This window comes from Mariniradius saccharolyticus AK6 (assembly GCF_000330725.2).
Taxonomy (GTDB): Bacteria; Bacteroidota; Bacteroidia; order Cytophagales; family Cyclobacteriaceae; genus Mariniradius; species Mariniradius saccharolyticus.
This window is the reverse complement of the sequence record NZ_AMZY02000001.1, coordinates 89,228-107,317: the sequence shown is the minus strand read 5'-3', so window position 1 is coordinate 107,317 and position 18,090 is coordinate 89,228. Positions and strand designations below refer to the sequence as shown.

Sequence of the window (18,090 nt, the reverse complement as noted above, 5' to 3'; positions counted from 1 at the left end):
GTATTGTAAAAACGGAGAAATTACCGTCTCCAGCGATTTTTGCGGTTTTTGTCAGATGATCTGTTTCCGGATTGACTTGCCGGTTTCTGGGCTGGTTTTGCAGGAGTTGGTTCCGGTACCACTCCGGTAAACGGAAAAGGATGGTCTTCTATCACGGGGATTTTTTTGCCGATCAACTTTTCTATATCCTTGAGTTCCTTCAATGTTTCGCCATCCACAAAGGACATGGCCAAGCCCGAATTTCCAGCGCGTCCCGTGCGGCCAATGCGGTGCACATACGTTTCGGGAATATTGGGCAGGTCATAATTGAAGACATTGGCTAGTTCGTCGATATCGATCCCGCGGGCTGCGATATCCGTCGCTACCAACACCTGCAGCTTGCCGCTTTTGAAGTCATTGAGCGCGTTTTGGCGGTTGTTTTGGCTTTTGTTGCCATGGATGGCTGCGCATTTGACCTTTTCACGTTGGAGTAGCTTGACGACTTTGTCGGCACCATGCTTGGTCCGTGTAAAGACAAGTGCGGATCCGATTTTTTTCTCCTGCAAAAGATATAGCAAGAGCGCCGGTTTATCCCCTTTGTTGGTATAGTACAGCCGCTGCTCTATTTTGTCCACGGTGGAGGACGGTGGCGTCACTTCCACCAATGCCGGATGGGTCAAAAGGCTATCAGCCAGTTTTTGGATTTCCGGGGGCATCGTTGCCGAGAAGAACAAGGTTTGCCTTTTTGAAGGCAACAAGGCGATGACCTTTTTGACATCATGGATAAATCCCATGTCGAGCATGCGGTCTGCTTCGTCCAAGACGAAAATCTCCAGTTTGCTGAGGTCGATGTATTTCTGTCCGATCAGGTCAAGCAATCTGCCGGGGGTAGCCACCAATACGTCCACGCCCCGCTTGAGGGCATTGACTTGGTGAAGTTGGGAAACACCGCCGAAGATCACCGTGTGGCTGATTTTGGCAAACCGGCCATAGGCGGCGAAGCTTTCGTCGATTTGGATTGCCAATTCGCGGGTCGGGGTAAGTATCAGAGCTTTGATGCCTGGACGGTGCTGTTTCTTTTCCGCCAAATGCTGGATAATCGGGATCGCGAATGCGGCCGTTTTTCCTGTGCCTGTTTGTGCGCAGCCCAAGAGGTCCCTGCCCTGAAGGACGATTGGGATTGCCTGTTGCTGAATGGGCGTGGGTGTAGTGTATCCTTCCTGGGCCAATGCCTGAAGGATGGGATCAATGATTCCGAGATTTTTAAATGCCATTTTGAAGTGGGGCCGACCAAGATGTTGTACGTTCTTAAGGGTCGGAAAGTAGAAGGAAAAGCGGCCTACAACGGACCGGACTTTTAACAAAGTGAGACAAAGGTACGATTTTTTTGGGTATAAACTACCATTTGAACCAAAATCGTAATTCTCCGAAGTTCGTTAGCAAGTCGGAAGGGAAGAAAACAATGTCCGATTTTTACCACTAGACGGATTTTGGGCCATGGTATTTTTGTATAGCAACCTACTCAACGTAAACCATGAAACGAAGAAAATTTCTCTTAACCTCCGCTGCGCTGACGGCATTTGGCTCAGATCTGATGGCATTTCCAATCGGGAAGACCGAGGGAAATGAAGGCTTTTTGGTGAAGGCAGGCGAAGCAAGGCACGGCAAGCATACGCCGTTTAAAGGTGTCAATCCCAACGATCTCAAAATTTCCTCCAAGGATACCTTGGGACAGTTGTCGGTATTTGAGTATATTGGAATGGAGAAAACCGGTCCTGCGCTCCATGTTCATCTGGAACAGGATGAGGTTTTCTACGTGGTGGAAGGAACGTTTCTGTTCCAATTGGGTGAGGAGTTTCATGAACTTGGGTCGGGTGACACGATTTTCCTGCCGAGAAACATTCCCCACACCTGGATCCAAACTTCAGACCGGGGCAAATTGGTCTATTTGCTCCAGCCTGCATTCATGATGGAAGAGTTTTTCCAAACCATGCATGACCTTGGCAGGGCACCAACCGCGGAGGAGGCACAAAAAATTTCACTGGACCATGGAATTAAAAATGTCGGACCTCCATTGACTTTAAGATAAGACAACATGATTCTCAAGGATTTTTTGCCAAGCCCGCATCTGCGGGAATACGTGAGAAAACACCAGATCATTAGGTTTGAGTTTGGGTCGAGGGCATCAATTCCTGCAAAGGTGTATTGTCCCCGACCCGAAATTTGCCTTTTATTCTTCTTGAGAAATGTCCAAAAAGTCAACATCCACGGAAGCGCAGATGTGCTGAGCCATTATCGCTGCACCATCAATGGACTTCACACCCTGGTAACCAACCGACATACGGGCAATGATTTTTGGTGTTTGCAAATAGTCCTTCAACCAAGTACCTTGTACCTACTGACAGGGATTCCCGCCTTTGAACTCACCAATACGTTCATAGACGCCGAGGCCATTTGGGGCAAGGAAATCAGGACGGTTCACGAGCAAATGTGTAATTCCGATGAAGTCGAGGCGGTGATTGGTCTGGCAGAAGCATTTTTGAATCGGTTGGTCAAAAACTCAAAATTCGGATTGCAGGGAATAGACAAGGTGGGGGCGGCGATTTTGAACCAGAAAAGGCCACTTTCGATAGACACACTTGCTTCCGATTCCTGCCTCAGTAGCCGGCAATTTTTGAGGAGATTTGTGGAAAGGACTGGAGTTGGTCCCAAACTTTTTGACAAAGTGGTACGGTTTGAGCGGGCCTTTTTTATGAAAAATGCCCACCCGCATTTGGACTGGCTTACAATTGCCTTGGCATGCGGATACCATGATTACCAGCATTTGGCCAAGGATTACAAGTACTTTACCAATATGACTCCGACTGGATTTTATGAACTCGATACCAAAGCACCCGAACGCACATTCGGGGTGGTGGAGGTCAGGCAGGAATTGGTTTTCTGAGTATAGGAGGGGATTTCAGGAGTGGGTACTGAATAGTCCTTGGTTAAAAGGCTACAGATTCCGCTCCAACTGCTCGATCAGCCTAACAATTTTCTCCACTTTCCGATCTTGGATTTTCAGATCGTTGATGGATTGGATGTGCATTTCGCGTTCCTCTTCGGGAAGCTGCAGGAACCTTTCAAGTGCCAGCGGCGCGTCTTTCAGGCAAGTCATCAATTCATCCTCAGTTTCCTCGATCGCCTCGGTGAAGAGCCTGACACGTACCCAGTCACCTTCTCCTTTTCCTATTTTTTTGCGGATTTCTGATTTCACGGGAAGGAAAAGCACCCCTTTGCCAAAAGGCATGAGGGTCATTTCAGCAAACTCATAGGAATCGATCTGTCCGCTGACTTTGCGCATACCAAAGGGGGTTTTCTTCTCTACCAGTAGTTCGGGAAACAAAAGGAAAGTCCAGCCTCCCTTTCCGGGGAACTTTTGCAATTGGCAGTCTTTGTCGACGAGCAGTTGAAGTTCCATTTTCATCTAGAAAAACAATCCCAAAAAACCTGCTCAAATTTAGTGAACCGTCCCCAAAAGACCCGCTTAGATTACTCCGAATAAATCGTGTTCAAGGGTCCGTTGTAAGGAGGGAAATTGGCATTTGCGGTCATTTGGATATCCTTGAAAAAAATCTGTTGAACCAGGGATTGAAATTTTCAGATTCCTTGTTCAAATCCTGTATATGGCAAATTCACTCCATTCCCTTTACAATTGGTCGCTCGATCAGCTGAGTCAAGATTTGATGCCGACGCTGTTTGTCGGACATGGCTCACCGATGAACGGGATCGAAAACAACGAGTTTTCGCTGCAGTGGCAGCAATTGGGTAAGACACTTCCCCGACCAAAGGCCATTTTGGTGGTCTCGGCACACTGGCTTACCCGGGGCACACATGTCACCGCCATGGATTTTCCGGAGACGATCCATGATTTTGGGGGATTTCCCAAAGCCCTCCACGAGGTGCAATATCCTGCGCCGGGAGAACCGACATTGGCAAATTGGATGCAGGAACATTTTTCCAATCCGTCCATCCATACAGACCATGAATGGGGCCTTGACCATGGGGCTTGGACTGTAGTGCGCCATATGTATCCGGATGCGCGGATTCCCGTGCTTCAGCTGAGCATTGATTATCATCAGTCGCCTGCCTTTCATTATGAATTAGGCAGGCAGTTGGGAATATTGCGGAGAAAAGGCGTCCTGGTGATTGGCAGTGGCAATATGGTGCACAACCTTCGCATGGTGGCTTGGGATAAATTGGCGCAGCCGGGATTTGGCTATGATTGGGCGATTGAGATGAATGCGTTTTTCAAAGCAAGGATTGCGGATAAGCGGCACGAAGATTTGCTGGATCTGGAAAAAATGGGAAATGCGGGACGATTGGCAATCCCGACTCCCGACCATTACAATCCTTTGCTGTACATTCTCGGTATGCAAGGAAGCGCGGATCAGGTTTCAATTTTCAACGACCGCTTGGTTGGAGGTTCGCTGACGATGACATCTGTGTTGATGTCGTAGCGAATCAGTTTTGAGGTTTCCGGTTTCGGGTAATCTTAGCATCACTGTCGCATGTGCCTGGTTGCGAAGGTCTCTACAGAGGACCAATTCCCTGTCTGGAGTTCCCTGCAGGACCTTTTCCGATTTAACTTGAGAACGGCTAAATTGCAGTTACAATACTCCCGTCCATGATTAGATCCCTGAGAATCTTGTTTGCATTGTTATGGTTGCTGACAGCCTGTGAAAGAAACACCCTAAATATGGAGCCCTGTAATTTGACCCTCAACGCCTTTACCTTCAGCCACAGCCTCAATGGCGCCTGCGATGCCGTGAGCACCGATCAACTCGGGAAAATCGTATTCAAAAGCGGCCCTAAGACAGATTTCTTTAATGCTGCCGACGGCAAGACACGGTATGGGAATGCGCCGATTTTGGCCCGGGAAATCGACAATACCAAACCTTTTTCTTTTTCGGTAAAAGTGAGCCCCACCTTTGGAAAGATGTACGACGCCGGGGCACTTTACATTTACGAGCATGATATGCATTGGCAAAAGTTTGCTTTCGAAATGGACGAACGCGGGGCCACCCGTATGGTCACTGTCAGGACGGTGGATACTTCGGACGACGCCAACCATGAGATCATTCCCCAACCGTCGGTGTACATGAAAATCGCATCAAATGTCGAGTCAATTGGGTTTTACTACTCACTCGACGAGCAGCAGTGGCAGCTGTTACGGATATATAAAAACGACTTCCCTACAAAGGTCCATTTGGGCATCAGTTCCCAGTCCCCGATGGGTGAAGGTATTGAAGTTCTTTTTGAGGAAATTCACTTTGAAGAAAAGTCTCCTGATGATATGCGCAAGGGGATTTGAAGTACCTAGCCTATCAATTCGGCGCGATCTTCATGGTCTCGTTTGAAAAGGTAAACAATCTTCCATTATCAAGTTCTACCTCAATATCGACCAAAAGTTGCGTGGGCTGATCCGGCTTTGTCTTGCATTTGATGTAAATCCGTTCGTCTTTTTGAAAACGGTGATTACGTGCGATGAAATCCGATATCTGCAATTCCTGCTGGAAATTCTGTGTCAGGACAAAATGCGCGTTGATGGTTTCGCCAGCTGCAAAAGATACTTGATTGTTGAGCGTGACAGGGGATTTGTTGATGATCCGCAGACCGCGCAGTGTTTCGCTCGAAAAGGAGTTAGCCGGACTGCAGGCATATGCTGCCGGGAATAGTCCTCCCGTTTTGGGTTTTTCAATTGCATCGCTGATTTCTATCAGTAGCGAAACCCAGATGGCTTTGAACAATCCTTCGTGGAAGTAGAAGCGATTCGGTTCGATGGGGCGGTTTCTGTCTGTTCTATAGAGGGTCTCGATCGAAAATGAATTCGCTGAATAGAATCTTTCTGCAAAAACAGGTTCACATCCACAGGGTCCGTCACAGTTTTTCATGCAGGATATGGGCACCACACCGATGAAAACGAGGATCAAAAGGACTTTTGCAAAACGAATATTCATATCATTCGAACTTCATGCATTTGAAAACCAAGACACTCGCAAAAAGGTTTTTGGAGATTTTGTTTTTTTATGATTCACCTATTGTTTATGCGGTAAATTAGGCCAAGGTTTATTGAGTTTAATGTAAATATTCCAAAAAAGTATTGTTAAATTTCGAGCGGTTTAGCGATCTAAATCAATTTTTTAACTCTATGACCACAATGAAAACGCCGGTATCCCCGGCGTTTTTTTTTGATTCAATTGCCGACCTTTTTGCCTATTTGAGAAAATCCAAAATGCCACGTTGCCGTCGCCAATGCGATTTACAATTTGGCTAGTTTTTCGCAAGAATGCCAAGTTGGAGATTTACCAAGTCCTGCATATGCTCATGCGCATTGTTATTCAACAGGATCAGTGTCTTATTTTGCTCGATCAAGCGGACGATAATAGTCTTGTAGCCGGGGTTGTCGCCCGTGTGCAGCACGATTTTCCCCAATTTCGGGTCTTGTTGGATTTCCCAGCCGAATCCGTAATTGCTGAAGCTGCCGTCATTGAGTCGGGTGGGAGAGAAGGCTGCTTCTAAAGTTGCCTTGCTGACCAATTTTTCGTTGTAAAGCGCTTGGTCCCATTTGAGGAGGTCTTGCGCCGTACTGCTGATACGACCGGGGCCTTTGCGGTTTCCCAACCACACGGTATAATCCGATGCATGGAATCTGTTGGCATTGACGTATCTGCCGCTATCGTCTTTCAGATGGCCTGCGGCAAAATTGGGCACGGCGGCTTTTTCGGATAACGTTCTGATATCGGTGTTTTTCATACCTAAAGGATGGAAAATCCACGCTCTTGAGAGTTCGATGAAATCCTTTCCGGTCACTTTCTCTACGATACTCGCCAGAAAGACATAGCCCGTGTTGCTGTATTCGTATTTCTCCCCGGGCTTGGCGAGCATCGGCGGCTGGTAGCGACGCAGGTATTCCAAGATATCAGCATTGCTGGCCACTTTGGTTTTGTCCCAATGCTGGTCCATTACTGCCTGATAGTCGGGAAGTCCATTGGTATGACTCAGCAGTTGCCGGATACTGATGCCTTTGTAGGGAATGTCGAGGTACTTTTCCGCCAAATCATCATAGCCCAAAAGCCCTTTTTCGGCGCACATCATGACCATCATGGCAGTGAACTGCTTGGAAACAGAAGCCAATTCAAAGATATCCGTGCTCAGCAGCGGGGTGTTGGTTTCGAATGAGCGATAGCCTACCGCTTTTTCGAATACGATTTTGCCGTTTTCCGCAATCAGAATGACACCCGAAAATCCCTTTTCTCCAGCTTCCGAAAATCCCTTTTCGAATGGAGAAACCTGCGCATGGGAATGAAAAAGGCCGCTGAAAAACAGTACAAACAAAAGCATCAAAGCCGCAAAGGAAGGGATGATTCGGTAAGGCATGGCTGATGGGTTTTGGACGGTTTGGATCAATTGATTCTCAAAATCAACATAAAATCCTGATTTTGGAAATGGGATAGTTAGAACGTTGACTTTTGGAGTTTGTGGTTCGGATTTGGTTCCTTAACTTATGACTGGCATTAATGCTTCTTATTGGTCTATAACAGTCCTAGAACCCAACCACCGGTATATGAAAAACCTTTCCCTTTTCGTTATTGCGCTCTACTTGCTGATCGCAATTCCTGTTTTCGCGCAGCAAAAGTCCAATATGGAACTGATGGACTTGTTCGATCTGGAGTATATCTCGGATCCGCAGGTTTCCCCCGACGGTACCAAGATCGTCTATGTGCGCAACTTCAAGGATGTCATGACCGATCAGGATTATTCGAACCTTTGGATCATCAATACCAACGGAACCCAAAACCGTCCCCTCACCCAAGGAAATCAGCGGGACCTGGCGCCGCGCTGGTCACACGATGGGAGCAAGGTGGCCTTTCTGTCCAATCAGCAGGACAAGAAAATGAAGTTGTTTGTGCATCATTTTGACACCAATACGTCCATCGCGTTGACAAACTCAGCATTTCCTCCAGGTGCGGTTTCTTGGTCTTATGACAATCAGACACTTGCATTCACCCAGTTTGTCCCATCACAAAAAAACTCACCTCTCAAACTGCCTTCCAAACCCGCGGGCGCCACTTGGAATGATGCCCCGATTTATATCGATGAAATGGTCTATCGGCGGGATGGTGCCGGCTATGTCAAACCGGGCCATCGGCAGATTTTCACCATCGGGCTGGCGGGAGGTACGGCGAGGCAACTGACTTTCGACGAAAACGACTACGGTACTCCGATTTGGTCAAGAGATGGAAAAAGCCTCTTCTTCTCCGCCAATCTCCACGAGAACAAGGACTTTGAACCTGCAAATTCTGAGATTTACCAGCTCCAGCTTTCCGACGGCAGCATCAGGGCGCTGACCAGCCGATTTGGTCCAGATTCGGAGCCCTCGCTTTCACCCGATGGGAAAATGATTGCATTCACGGGCAGCGACGACAGCTTCCAAGGCTATCAGGTAACCAATCTGTACGTGATGAACCTGGATGGCTCGGGAGTAAAAAATCTCAGCGCCGACCTCGATCGCGACGCATCCAACCCACAATGGGAAGCCAACGGCAAGGGGATTTATTTCCAATATGATGAATTCGGCGATACCAAAATAGGCCATGTGGCCCTCACGGGGAAGATCCGGACCGTTACAGAAAAGTTGGGGGGACTCGATTTGGGTAGGCCTTACAATGCAGGTACGTTTACGGTTTCCGCCAACAATGTATTTGCCTATACATTGGGAAGTCCAGACCATCCTGCCGATTTGGCCGTGTGGCAAAACGGGGAAACCAAACGCCTGACCGCGGTCAATGACGATGTTTTCTCCTATCGTAAAATAGGGAAAACCGAGGAGATTTGGTGGAATTCGAGCTTTGACGGGAAACGGGTGCAAGGCTGGGTGGTAACGCCGCCGGATTTTGACCCCGCCAAAAAATATCCACTGATCCTCGAGATCCACGGTGGTCCGTTTGCGATGTATGGGGCCTCTTTTGCATATGAAATACAAGCGTATGCCGCGGCGGGTTATGTAGTCCTCTACACCAATCCGAGGGGCAGTACGGGTTATGGACAGGAATTTGGCAATGCGATCCACCATGACTATCCCAACCATGACTATGAGGACCTGATGTCGGGAGTGGACGCAGTGATTGCCAAAGGATATATCGATTCCAAAAATCTGTTTGTAACTGGAGGTTCCGGTGGGGGCGTATTGACCGCTTGGATCATCGGCAAGACTGACCGATTCAAGGCGGCCGTGGTTGCCAAACCGGTGATCAATTGGTACAGCTTCGTCTTGCATGCCGACAACCCGGTCTTTTTCACCAAGTATTGGTTTGGATCCAATCCCTGGGAGGACTTGGAGCATTACCACAGGAGGTCGCCGATTTCACTGGTTGGAAATGTAAAAACACCGACGATGCTGCTCACGGGCGAACAGGATTTCCGCACACCGATGTCCGAGACCGAGCAGTACTACGCGGCGCTCAAGCTCCAAAAAGTCGAATCCGCCATGGTCCGCATCCCCAATGCTTCCCACGGCCTCGTTGACCGTCCGAGCATGTTGATGAGCAAAAGCGCAGCGATATTGAGTTGGTTTGAGAAGTACAGAGAACGGTAGTAAGCTACCCTTCGCTGTTTTTTCTGCTTGCATAGGGTATGAGAAATCCCATTATCACCTTGGATGGTTTGGTATGCCGATATCATTTGTAGAAGGTGAAATGAAGGTTTGCAAAAGAGCGTAAAGTGGAGATCTCAGGGGTTCGGATAGGTTTCAAATGAAGAGTGGATTTTGCAAATGGATTTCATGCCGGATGGTGAAAAATGCTTATCTTTCTTTTGGCCCAAGGATGTTAGAAATTGAATATCAACCTATCCGTTAGCAACGTTTTCCGCATCATTCAATGGATTCCCCAATACAATTGGGGTGCCTTTCGGTTTGATTTGATTGCCGGAGTCACGCTTGCCTCATTTGTACTTCCCGAATCGATGGCCTATGCCCATCTCGCTGGTTTGCCCTCCGAAGTAGGGATTTATTGCTGCATTGCCGGAGGCTTGTTGTTTGCCTTGTTTACCACCGGACGTCAGATTGCCGTCGGCCCAACTTCCGCCATCTCGCTCATGGTGGGGGCCTCAGTAGCCGTGCTTTCTGGCGGGGATTTGGAGCGGGCTATTGCCATCGCTTCCTTGACTGCTTTCGCAATTTTTGTAATCTCGATTTTGGCATATTTCTTCAAGTTAAGTTCCCTGATGAGTTTCATCAGTGAAAATATCCTACTCGGATTCAAAGCGGGTGCGGCTTTGTCGATCATTTCTACCCAACTACCCAAATTGTTTTCCCTTCATGCGGAAGGAAGCAACTTCTTTGTCCGCATGTATAACTTGATCCCCAATTTGGGTGAAACAAACCTGACCGTGCTGATTTTCGGAGTGATTGCATTTTCGCTACTTCGTTTGGGGCATCGGTTTTTTCCGGGTCGACCGATTTCCTTGCTAGTCGTAATCGGGACTTTGTTGGTTTTTGCCTTTTATCCATTAGCTGAATATGGCTTCCAAATGGCGGGCGAGGTACCCTCAGGTTTGCCTGAAATCAAGAGGCCGAGTCTGCGTTTTTCGGATGTCGATGGGATTTTTGGACTTGCACTTGGCTGTTTCTTGATGGGATATGTCGAGACGGTATCCGTCGCGCGCACATTTGCCGAAAAGAACAACTACCAAATTGATCCGCAGCAAGAACTGCTGTCGTTGGGAATGGCCAATCTGGCCACTAGCCTCACCGGGGCCTATCCCGTCGCCGGCGGGCTTTCCCAATCCACTGTCAATGACAAGGCCGGTGCAAAAACACCGATGTCGCTGATCATTTGCTCTGTGGTATTGATATTGATACTCTTATTTTTGACTGACCTGTTGAAGAATCTCCCGGAAGTCTTATTGGCAGCGGTAGTGCTGGATGCTGTTTTGGGATTGATCAAAATCAAAGCGCTCAAGGAGATCTATGGAATCAAGAAAAGTGAGTTTTGGATTGCCATGGTGGCCTTGGGTTGTGTGTTGCTTTTCGGAATATTGAAAGGGGTGCTTATTTCGGCGATTTTTTCAATCCTGGCAATGATCGTGAAATCGAAAAATCCCAAGATTCCTGTTTTGGGTATGATTCCTGGCACGGAGGTTTATTCTAACATTGAAAGGAACCCAACAAATGTGGAGATTCCAGGAATCAAGATTCTGAGGGTGGATTCCAGTATTCTCTATTACAATGCGGAATTTGTCGAGAACCGAGTCTTGGATCTCAGCGCCGATCCCTCCATAAAGACGGTGATCGTCGATCTGAGCTCAGCGCCTTTTGTCGATGTCACTGGGGCGAAAACATTCTTCAAGATTGCCGAAAAGCTGAAGGAGACCAAGAAAACACTTCGGGTTGTTGGGGCACATTCTGAAGTGAGGGATATTCTGAGAAAGGTTCACCTCGAAGAGCAAATCGGTGAAATCAGCAGGCGGGATACAATACACGATGTAGTTTCCGAAATGAAGTGATATTTGGACAGGCAGCCATCGCTTGTCGGTATTCGAGGAATCAACTTTTTTCATTCCGAAAAACCTGCCACAATTATTCCTTTTGCCTCAACTCTCCCCAACCCGCAGCCTTCCCTTTCGGATGATCTTTTTACTTTCGGGGCCTTTGGTGACGTTGCCGTCCGATTCCAGCCATACGATGGCACCGGTAGGGCAGCGTTGGATAGGCGTTTTGGTTTGGTGGTTTTTGGAATAGTCGATGAGTGGAAGGTTTTGGACCATGGAGATCAGGTTGGGGGCATCCATGGCGCATTTGCCGCAGGCGGTACAGCCCACTTCGCAATCTTCCAAAACGGCATCCCCCGCTTCCAGACTTTTGCAGGCTACCCAAAGGCGGTGACTGACAGGATGGATTGAAAAAAGATCTTTGGGACACACTTCCACGCAGTCCCCGCAGGCGGTACACTTCGCTTCGTCCACCACGGGGATTCCGAAGGCGTTCATGGTGATGGCATCAAAATCACAGACTTTTTCGCAGTCGCCATGTCCGAGACAGCCCCAAGAACAGCCTTTTCCCCCACCCGAAATCAGTGCCTCGCCCCTGCAGGAGGAAATGCCCGCATATTTGGCGCGGTTGATGGCCACGTTGAAGCCGCCGGCACAGGCGAGCCGGGCGACCCGCTTTTCCTCTGCACCCGCATCGACGCCCAGGTAAGCGGCAATGGCCTGCCTGCCGTCTTCGCTGTTGACCGTGCATTTGGCAGGACTCATATCACCTTTGACCAAGGCCTCTGCAAAGGGTCTGCAACCCGGATATCCACAGGCACCGCAGTTGGCATGGGGAAGCATGCTCTCGACGACGTCGATCCTCGGGTCTTCGTAGACGTAGAGCTTCTTGTTGGCGAGGATGAGCATCAGCGCCAAGAGTAGGGTCAAGCCCCCAAGTGCCAATAATGCGGTGATGATGGTCATGGCGTGGATTTAGTTGACTTGTTATTAGTTATTGGTTATTCGGTACTCGAGGTTATCCCGCTTTTTCGAAAGCAGGATTGGTGCTGATTTATGTGGCGTACTGCTTCTGGAGAAGAAGCACAGCCGATCGATTGAAAGAGATTGCTTCGTCGCGGCAAAGCTTTCTCTGTTCTTTAAATCATTTCCGTCGCTCCTCGCAATGACGTGTCTCAAATCTCACATCTCACGTCTTATATCTTGCGTTTCATGTCTCAAGTCTAATAAATCACCTCCGCCCATTTCTTCCCTGCAATCAGCTCTGCTTTACGGTTTTCCCATTTTTCCTTGGAGCCAAGGATACTGATGAAGGCCTTGTTGAGTTTTTCTTTGACCTTTTCGTAGCCGGCGATGTAGATATAGGTGTTGGCTGAACCCAGCATCTCGAGGATTTCCTCCGCACGCTGCTCGATGGCTTGGTCCAACAAAATTGGATCCTGCCAATGAGGCCGCGCGCTGAGGGCATGAAAGGCCTCAAAGGTTCCTTTGTCATAATAGTTGGTCAGGTCGCCGTCCTTGTCATTCAGGTAAAGCAATTCAAGACCGCTTTTTGCTCCGTAAAACAGGCGGATTTTTCCTTTCCATTCTTTCTCTTGGCTGTAGACATGCTTGATAAAGGCGCGGAAGGGCGCGATTCCCGTACCCATTCCGATGAGTATCATGTTGGCGTTTTTGTCGTCCGGCACTTTGAATGGCAATTCAAACGGTCCCGTAACGGTGATTTCATCGCCTTCGTGCCGGTCGCAGAGGTAGTTGGAACCGATGCCCGGATACATTTCCCCGCTGAAATCATCTACATAAAAGCAGCGCTTTACAAGCATCGTGATGAGCGATTTTCCCGTCGAATGTTCTGGAATATCCGCCACGCTGTAGAGGCGGTGGTGGTAGGTGTTGCCGAAGTCGCTTTTGTGGTAAACCAGTACCCCAAAACTTTGGTCCACCTCGACCTTAAATTCGGGACTGTTGATCTCCAGTTGGATTTCGCGGATTTCTTCCACATTGGTCGGGGTGAGCCTTTTGGTTTTTTTCACCTTGGCCTTGTATTGTTTGCTGGTATCAAGATCAGATAGGTAAGACATGGCTATATCGTTTTTTGGTGGATGGATGCTTGATTTGATTGTTTCTTGTTGCACACTTTGGTGCATCCGCAGTTGCCGCAGCTTCTTCGCTCGGCAAGGACATCGGGATCAGAGATGTTTTCCGAAAAGGTCTCCCGCCATTGGGATTGTACCCAAACCCACAGCAGCATGATGCCGATGACGGCGATGATGGCGAGGAGATATGTCCAAATGTTTTCCATGGTTTTCCCTTTTATCCCAAGCCCGAAAATCCCATAAACGTGAGCGAGAGCAATCCTGCTGCCAACAGTGTGAGGGCAGTTCCCTTGACCACGTCTGGCACTTCCGCATATTCCAACTGCTCCCTGATTCCCGCCATCAATACCAAGGCGAGCGTGAAACCCAAACCCGCGCCGATGGCAAAGATCAAGCTTTGGCCCAGGTCATAGCCCTTTGAAGTCTGGAAAAGCGCCAAACCCAAAATCGCACAGTTGGTCGTGATGAGGGGGAGGAAAATGCCCAATGCCCGGAAGAGTGCAGGGCTCATTTTTTTGATAAACATCTCGACCAATTGCACGGTGGCGGCGATCACGACGATGTAGCTGATCAATTCCAGAAATGGAGCATTGATCGCCACCAAGAGGGCATGTATTCCGTAGGCACACACCGAACTGATGAGCATGACAAACGTAACTGCGCCGCCCATTTTGGACGCGGTTTCCATTTTTCCCGAAACCCCCAGAAAAGGGCAAATACCGAGAAAGTATGCCAAAACAAAGTTGTTGACGAGGCTGGCGTTGATCAATATGGTCCAGTAGGATTCGGTATTCATGCTTTTGCCTTTTTGAGTTTGAAGAAATTGAACAGCAGCAGCCAAGCCGCCAAGGTGAAGAATCCGCCTGCCGGCAGGATCATGATGATCCATTTTTCGAAGGATTCCGGCAAAACGGCTATACCAAACAGCGTCCCGTTACCTAGGATCTCCCGCACCGCGCCAAGGCAAAACAATGCAAATACGAAGCCCAATCCCATGCCCATCGCGTCGAGGATGGATTTGCCGATGCCGTTTTTGGAAGCAAAAGCTTCGGCCCGGCTCAGGATAATGCAGTTGACTACGATTAGGGCGATAAATGCCCCGAGGTTCTTGTGCAAATCCACACTGATCGCCTGAATGGCGTAATCAACGATCGTCACGAAAGTCGCTATGACCAGGATGAACGAGGCGATCCTGACTTCCTTAGGGATAAAATTGCGCAAGGCTGAAACCAGGATGTTGGACATCACGAGGACAAAGGCGGTCGCCAAGCCCATCGCAAGGGCATTTTGGGCTGAATTGGAAACTGCCAAAGTTGGGCACATGCCCACAACCTGTACGAACACAGGATTTTCCCGCCAAAGCCCTTTGATGAACTCATCGGTGCTGCTGGGATCCGCTTTTGGTTCGGTATGTTTGGTGATGCCTGCGCTCATTTTTGGTCAGGATTTTTCTTGAAACTTTCTTTTTGGGCGAAAATTAAAGGAACCATCGTTGCGGTGCTTTCGCCAATGATGTTACCAATGGCGCGCGAGGAGATCGTGGCGCCTGTGATGCCTTCTACTTCCCATGGATTCGATTTTGCACCTTGTTTTACCGGGATGATTTGGTTTTCGATTTTCGAAAAGTCAGCCGTAAGCTTGGCTGAGAGTTCGGTGAAATTGGCCAGGAAATGGTCTACCTTTTCGATTTTGTCTCCGAGTCCGGGCGTTTCCTTGCTTTCCAAAACATAGAAGCCGACGATGGTTTGGGTTTCTGGACTGTAACCGTAAAGTATCCGAATGATGTCTGCGTATCCCTGTCCGCTGCCTTCGATCGCAACGCCCAAAAATTCGCCCGTATCATTATAGCCTGCAAAGACGATTGGGTTTTTTCCCTCGGGTTTGTTTACTGGTTTGAATACCCCATCGGCTCCCAATTCAAACATCTGCGAACTGCTGACGCCCGGAAGAACCCTGAATACCGCTTTTTCCAAGGCTTCCGCCCGTAGCTGCTCGATCCTTTCCTTGGTCCCATCGTAGACCAAGACAATCAACAAGGCACAGATCACCCCAATACCCACCATAGCCGTCAGCATTTTCTTGCTGCTGGTATCTGCGGTGCTCGGTGTCGATATGGTTTGTTGTTGGCTCATGGTTTGGTTTTTTTGGTGCCGTAGATCCGCGGTCTGATCAGGTTGTCTATTTGGGGAGAAAGGGCATTGCCGAGCAGGATCGCGTACATGACACCTTCCGGCAATCCTCCCCAAATCCTGATCACCACGACCAACAAGCCGATAAATACCCCATAGATGACTACACCCAAAGGCGTGATTGGCGAGCCTACCATGTCTGTGGCCATGAACATCGCTCCGAGCATCAAGCCTCCTGAAAAGAGCATGAAGAATGGGGATGGATAGAGTTTTGGGTCGATGAGGAAAAGGATACCACTGAGGACAAACACGGTCCCCAAGATTGAAACCGGAATGCGCCAGTTCATCATCTTGCGGGTGATGAGGTAAATCCCTCCCAAGGCAATCAGCAATGCGGATGTTTCGCCTATTGAACCACTGACGAGGCCAAGAGCAAGGTCCATGCTGTCTGCCGTCACTTTGTCAAATTTGAAAGCAGATAGGGGCGTGGCTCCCGTGATTCCGTCCACGATAGGAGTGGAAAACGGAAATGCAAAAACGGAACCCGAAAAGTTGGTGAACCTTCCTTCGGAAAATGCAGGATACCAAGTCGTAATCGCTACGGGGAATGCGGCTTGCAGGAATGCCCGACCGACCAAAGCTGGATTGAATGGATTGCTGCCCAAGCCACCAAAGACAAATTTGCCCAAAGCGATTGAAAGAATGCCGCCAATGATGGTCATCCAAATCGGGAAAATCGGTGGCAGGGTCAGCCCTAGCAGTAAACCCGTAATCACTGCCGATCCATCGGAGATTGTGCTTGGCTTGCCTGACCAAACGCATAACAAGTGCTCGGTGCCCACACAAGCGACCAAAGAAGCAAGGATGACGAAAAGGGCATTGGTTCCAAAGGCATAGACCGCAAACACGACCATGGGCAGCAGTGCATAGACCACGTTTCGCATGATCGTGTCAGTGCTGATGCCCTTGTTGATATGGGGAGAACTGCTGATATGGAGGGTCTTGCTAAGCATGGACGGTGGGTTTTGCGGCCTTTCTTTTTCTGACGATTCCTTTTGCCAATCGGAAGTATTGTACCAGCGGGATATTGGATGGGCAAACGTAAGAGCATGATCCGCACTCAAAGCAATCCAACAGATGGTATTGCTCAGCCATCAGGTCATAGGCCTCGTTTTTGGCCAAAATACCCAAACGCGAGGGATTGAGGGAAATGGGGCATGCGTCTACACAGGCACCGCACTTGATGCATGGATAGATTTTGTCAATCTTTTTCAGGTTATCATCGCCAAAGACGACGATCCCCGAAGTTCCTTTGGTGATCGAAATGTCCAAATTGGACGCGGAAACGCCCATCATGGGTCCGCCCATGTAGACTTCGCTGATATTTTCCACCGCTCCGACCTGCTCCAATACATAGCGCAAGGGTGTTCCTATCGGAATAAGGTTATTTCCTTTCTTTTTGATGCCAGGACCGGTGATGGTTACCACACGCTCCTGAATGCCCCTTCCGTGGGGAAGCAATCTTCCGATTTCCGCGGTGGTCGCCACATTGACAACGACAGCGCCTACATCAATCGGTAATCCCCCTGAGGGTACTTCAAATCCCGTAAGGGCCGTGATAAGCATTTTTTCCGCACCTTGGGGGTACTTGACAGGGACGACTTTGACTTGAATCGGAAGATCTATGGGGGTTTTGGAACTCAGCAGGTCTGCTGCGTCCTGTTTGTTGGCTTCAATGCCGATGAGCACTTTCTTGGCGGATGTCGCTTTGAGCAAATACCTGATGCCGATGAAAATATCATCCGACTGCTCCAGCATGACACGGTGGTCGGTCGTCAGGTAGGGCTCGCATTCGATACCATTGATGATCAGGTATTCGCAATTTTTACCTTCCGGGATTTTCAGCTTGACGTGCGTGGGGAATGCCGCCCCACCCAATCCAACGATACCTGCGTCTTGAATACCTTGGAGGATCTTTTCTGGACTTGCGTGAAGTGAAATTGGCTCGCCTTCCAGGACCTCCTGTCCCGAAAAAGGAAAGGGTTCGATGAAAATGCCTGTCGACACCAGCCCGCCAATCAATGGTACATTGGTGATCTTTCGGACTGTTCCGGATACGGGCGCATGCATGGGCACCGACATGTATCCGTCCGCCTTGGCGACCAATTGCCCCCTAGCCACTTCTTGGCCTTCCCGGACTACGGGAACGGCTGGCTTGCCGATATGCTGCGTCATGGGCAGGATGATCACAGGCGCGAAGGGAAACTGTCGGATAGGCAGCTTGTTGGTCTCATCCTTGTTTTCGGGCGGATGGACTCCATGTTTGAAGGTATTTGATGCGAAAGTCAGCACGG

The 18,090-nt window shown here is 49.0% G+C and carries 18 protein-coding genes; 6 read left to right on the top strand and 12 right to left on the bottom strand.

What is annotated here, in order from left to right:
• Positions 1-20: 20 nt before the first annotated feature.
• Positions 21-1,253: a DEAD/DEAH box helicase gene (locus tag C943_RS00480; RefSeq protein ID WP_008623295.1), complete on the bottom strand. Its 1,233-nt coding sequence runs from the start codon at positions 1,251-1,253 to the stop codon at positions 21-23.
• A 260-nt stretch (positions 1,254-1,513) separates the two neighbouring features.
• Here C943_RS00480 and C943_RS00475 point away from each other — a divergent pair, with 260 nt between their 5' ends.
• Positions 1,514-2,068, top strand: a complete 555-nt coding sequence (locus C943_RS00475) for a cupin domain-containing protein (protein WP_008623294.1) — start codon at positions 1,514-1,516, stop codon at positions 2,066-2,068.
• Between the two features lie 6 nt (positions 2,069-2,074).
• Entirely contained in the window at positions 2,075-2,923 is an 849-nt protein-coding gene (locus C943_RS00470) for a helix-turn-helix domain-containing protein (protein ID WP_040478360.1), read from the top strand.
• A gap of 51 nt (positions 2,924-2,974) precedes the next feature.
• Here C943_RS00470 and C943_RS00465 read toward each other — a convergent pair whose 3' ends face one another.
• A complete protein-coding gene (locus tag C943_RS00465) occupies positions 2,975-3,445 on the bottom strand; it encodes a DUF1905 domain-containing protein (protein ID WP_008623291.1) in 471 nt (156 codons plus the stop codon).
• Positions 3,446-3,644: 199 nt separating this feature from the next.
• Here C943_RS00465 and ygiD point away from each other — a divergent pair, with 199 nt between their 5' ends.
• A complete protein-coding gene (ygiD, locus tag C943_RS00460; protein WP_008623289.1) occupies positions 3,645-4,478 on the top strand; it encodes a 4,5-DOPA-extradiol-dioxygenase in 834 nt (277 codons plus the stop codon).
• Between the two features lie 167 nt (positions 4,479-4,645).
• A complete protein-coding gene (locus C943_RS00455) occupies positions 4,646-5,332 on the top strand; it encodes a DUF1349 domain-containing protein (protein WP_051069453.1) in 687 nt (228 codons plus the stop codon).
• Positions 5,333-5,345: 13 nt separating this feature from the next.
• Here the strand turns inward: C943_RS00455 and C943_RS00450 are convergent, their stop codons facing one another.
• Together C943_RS00450 and C943_RS00445 are read right to left on the bottom strand one after the other, a co-directional pair.
• Positions 5,346-5,978 carry a hypothetical protein gene (locus tag C943_RS00450; protein ID WP_008623287.1) on the bottom strand — a complete coding sequence of 211 codons (633 nt, stop codon included), beginning with the start codon at positions 5,976-5,978 and terminating at the stop codon, positions 5,346-5,348.
• 313 nt (positions 5,979-6,291) lie between these two features.
• On the bottom strand, positions 6,292-7,398 hold the full coding sequence (locus C943_RS00445; protein WP_157198368.1) for a serine hydrolase domain-containing protein: 1,107 nt from the start codon (positions 7,396-7,398) through the stop codon (positions 6,292-6,294).
• Between the two features lie 187 nt (positions 7,399-7,585).
• Between C943_RS00445 and C943_RS00440 the strand changes: the two genes are divergently transcribed.
• On the top strand, positions 7,586-9,616 hold the full coding sequence (locus tag C943_RS00440) for a S9 family peptidase (protein ID WP_008623283.1): 2,031 nt from the start codon (positions 7,586-7,588) through the stop codon (positions 9,614-9,616).
• Positions 9,617-9,855: 239 nt separating this feature from the next.
• On the top strand, positions 9,856-11,526 hold the full coding sequence (locus C943_RS00435; RefSeq protein WP_008623282.1) for a SulP family inorganic anion transporter: 1,671 nt from the start codon (positions 9,856-9,858) through the stop codon (positions 11,524-11,526).
• An 87-nt stretch (positions 11,527-11,613) separates the two neighbouring features.
• Here the strand turns inward: C943_RS00435 and C943_RS00430 are convergent, their stop codons facing one another.
• The 8 genes from C943_RS00430 to rsxC form a co-directional block, all read right to left on the bottom strand.
• Complete coding sequence (locus tag C943_RS00430; RefSeq protein WP_008623281.1) at positions 11,614-12,477, bottom strand: RnfABCDGE type electron transport complex subunit B; 864 nt, start codon at positions 12,475-12,477, stop codon at positions 11,614-11,616.
• Between the two features lie 257 nt (positions 12,478-12,734).
• Entirely contained in the window at positions 12,735-13,592 is an 858-nt protein-coding gene (locus C943_RS00425) for a ferredoxin reductase domain-containing protein (RefSeq protein WP_008623280.1), read from the bottom strand.
• A 2-nt stretch (positions 13,593-13,594) separates the two neighbouring features.
• Positions 13,595-13,813: a hypothetical protein gene (locus C943_RS00420; RefSeq protein ID WP_008623279.1), complete on the bottom strand. Its 219-nt coding sequence runs from the start codon at positions 13,811-13,813 to the stop codon at positions 13,595-13,597.
• A gap of 11 nt (positions 13,814-13,824) precedes the next feature.
• Complete coding sequence (locus tag C943_RS00415; protein ID WP_008623277.1) at positions 13,825-14,403, bottom strand: electron transport complex protein RnfA; 579 nt, start codon at positions 14,401-14,403, stop codon at positions 13,825-13,827.
• Positions 14,400-15,041, bottom strand: a complete 642-nt coding sequence (rsxE, locus tag C943_RS00410; RefSeq protein ID WP_008623275.1) for an electron transport complex subunit RsxE — start codon at positions 15,039-15,041, stop codon at positions 14,400-14,402. Before rsxE ends, C943_RS00415 begins: the two co-directional genes overlap by 4 nt.
• A complete protein-coding gene (locus C943_RS00405; RefSeq protein WP_008623274.1) occupies positions 15,038-15,739 on the bottom strand; it encodes an RnfABCDGE type electron transport complex subunit G in 702 nt (233 codons plus the stop codon). The genes rsxE and C943_RS00405 overlap by 4 nt, the downstream gene beginning before the upstream one ends.
• Positions 15,736-16,749: an RnfABCDGE type electron transport complex subunit D gene (locus tag C943_RS00400; protein WP_008623273.1), complete on the bottom strand. Its 1,014-nt coding sequence runs from the start codon at positions 16,747-16,749 to the stop codon at positions 15,736-15,738. The genes C943_RS00405 and C943_RS00400 overlap by 4 nt, the downstream gene beginning before the upstream one ends.
• On the bottom strand, positions 16,742-18,088 hold the full coding sequence (rsxC, locus tag C943_RS00395; RefSeq protein ID WP_008623272.1) for an electron transport complex subunit RsxC: 1,347 nt from the start codon (positions 18,086-18,088) through the stop codon (positions 16,742-16,744). Before rsxC ends, C943_RS00400 begins: the two co-directional genes overlap by 8 nt.
• Positions 18,089-18,090 lie beyond the last annotated feature (2 nt).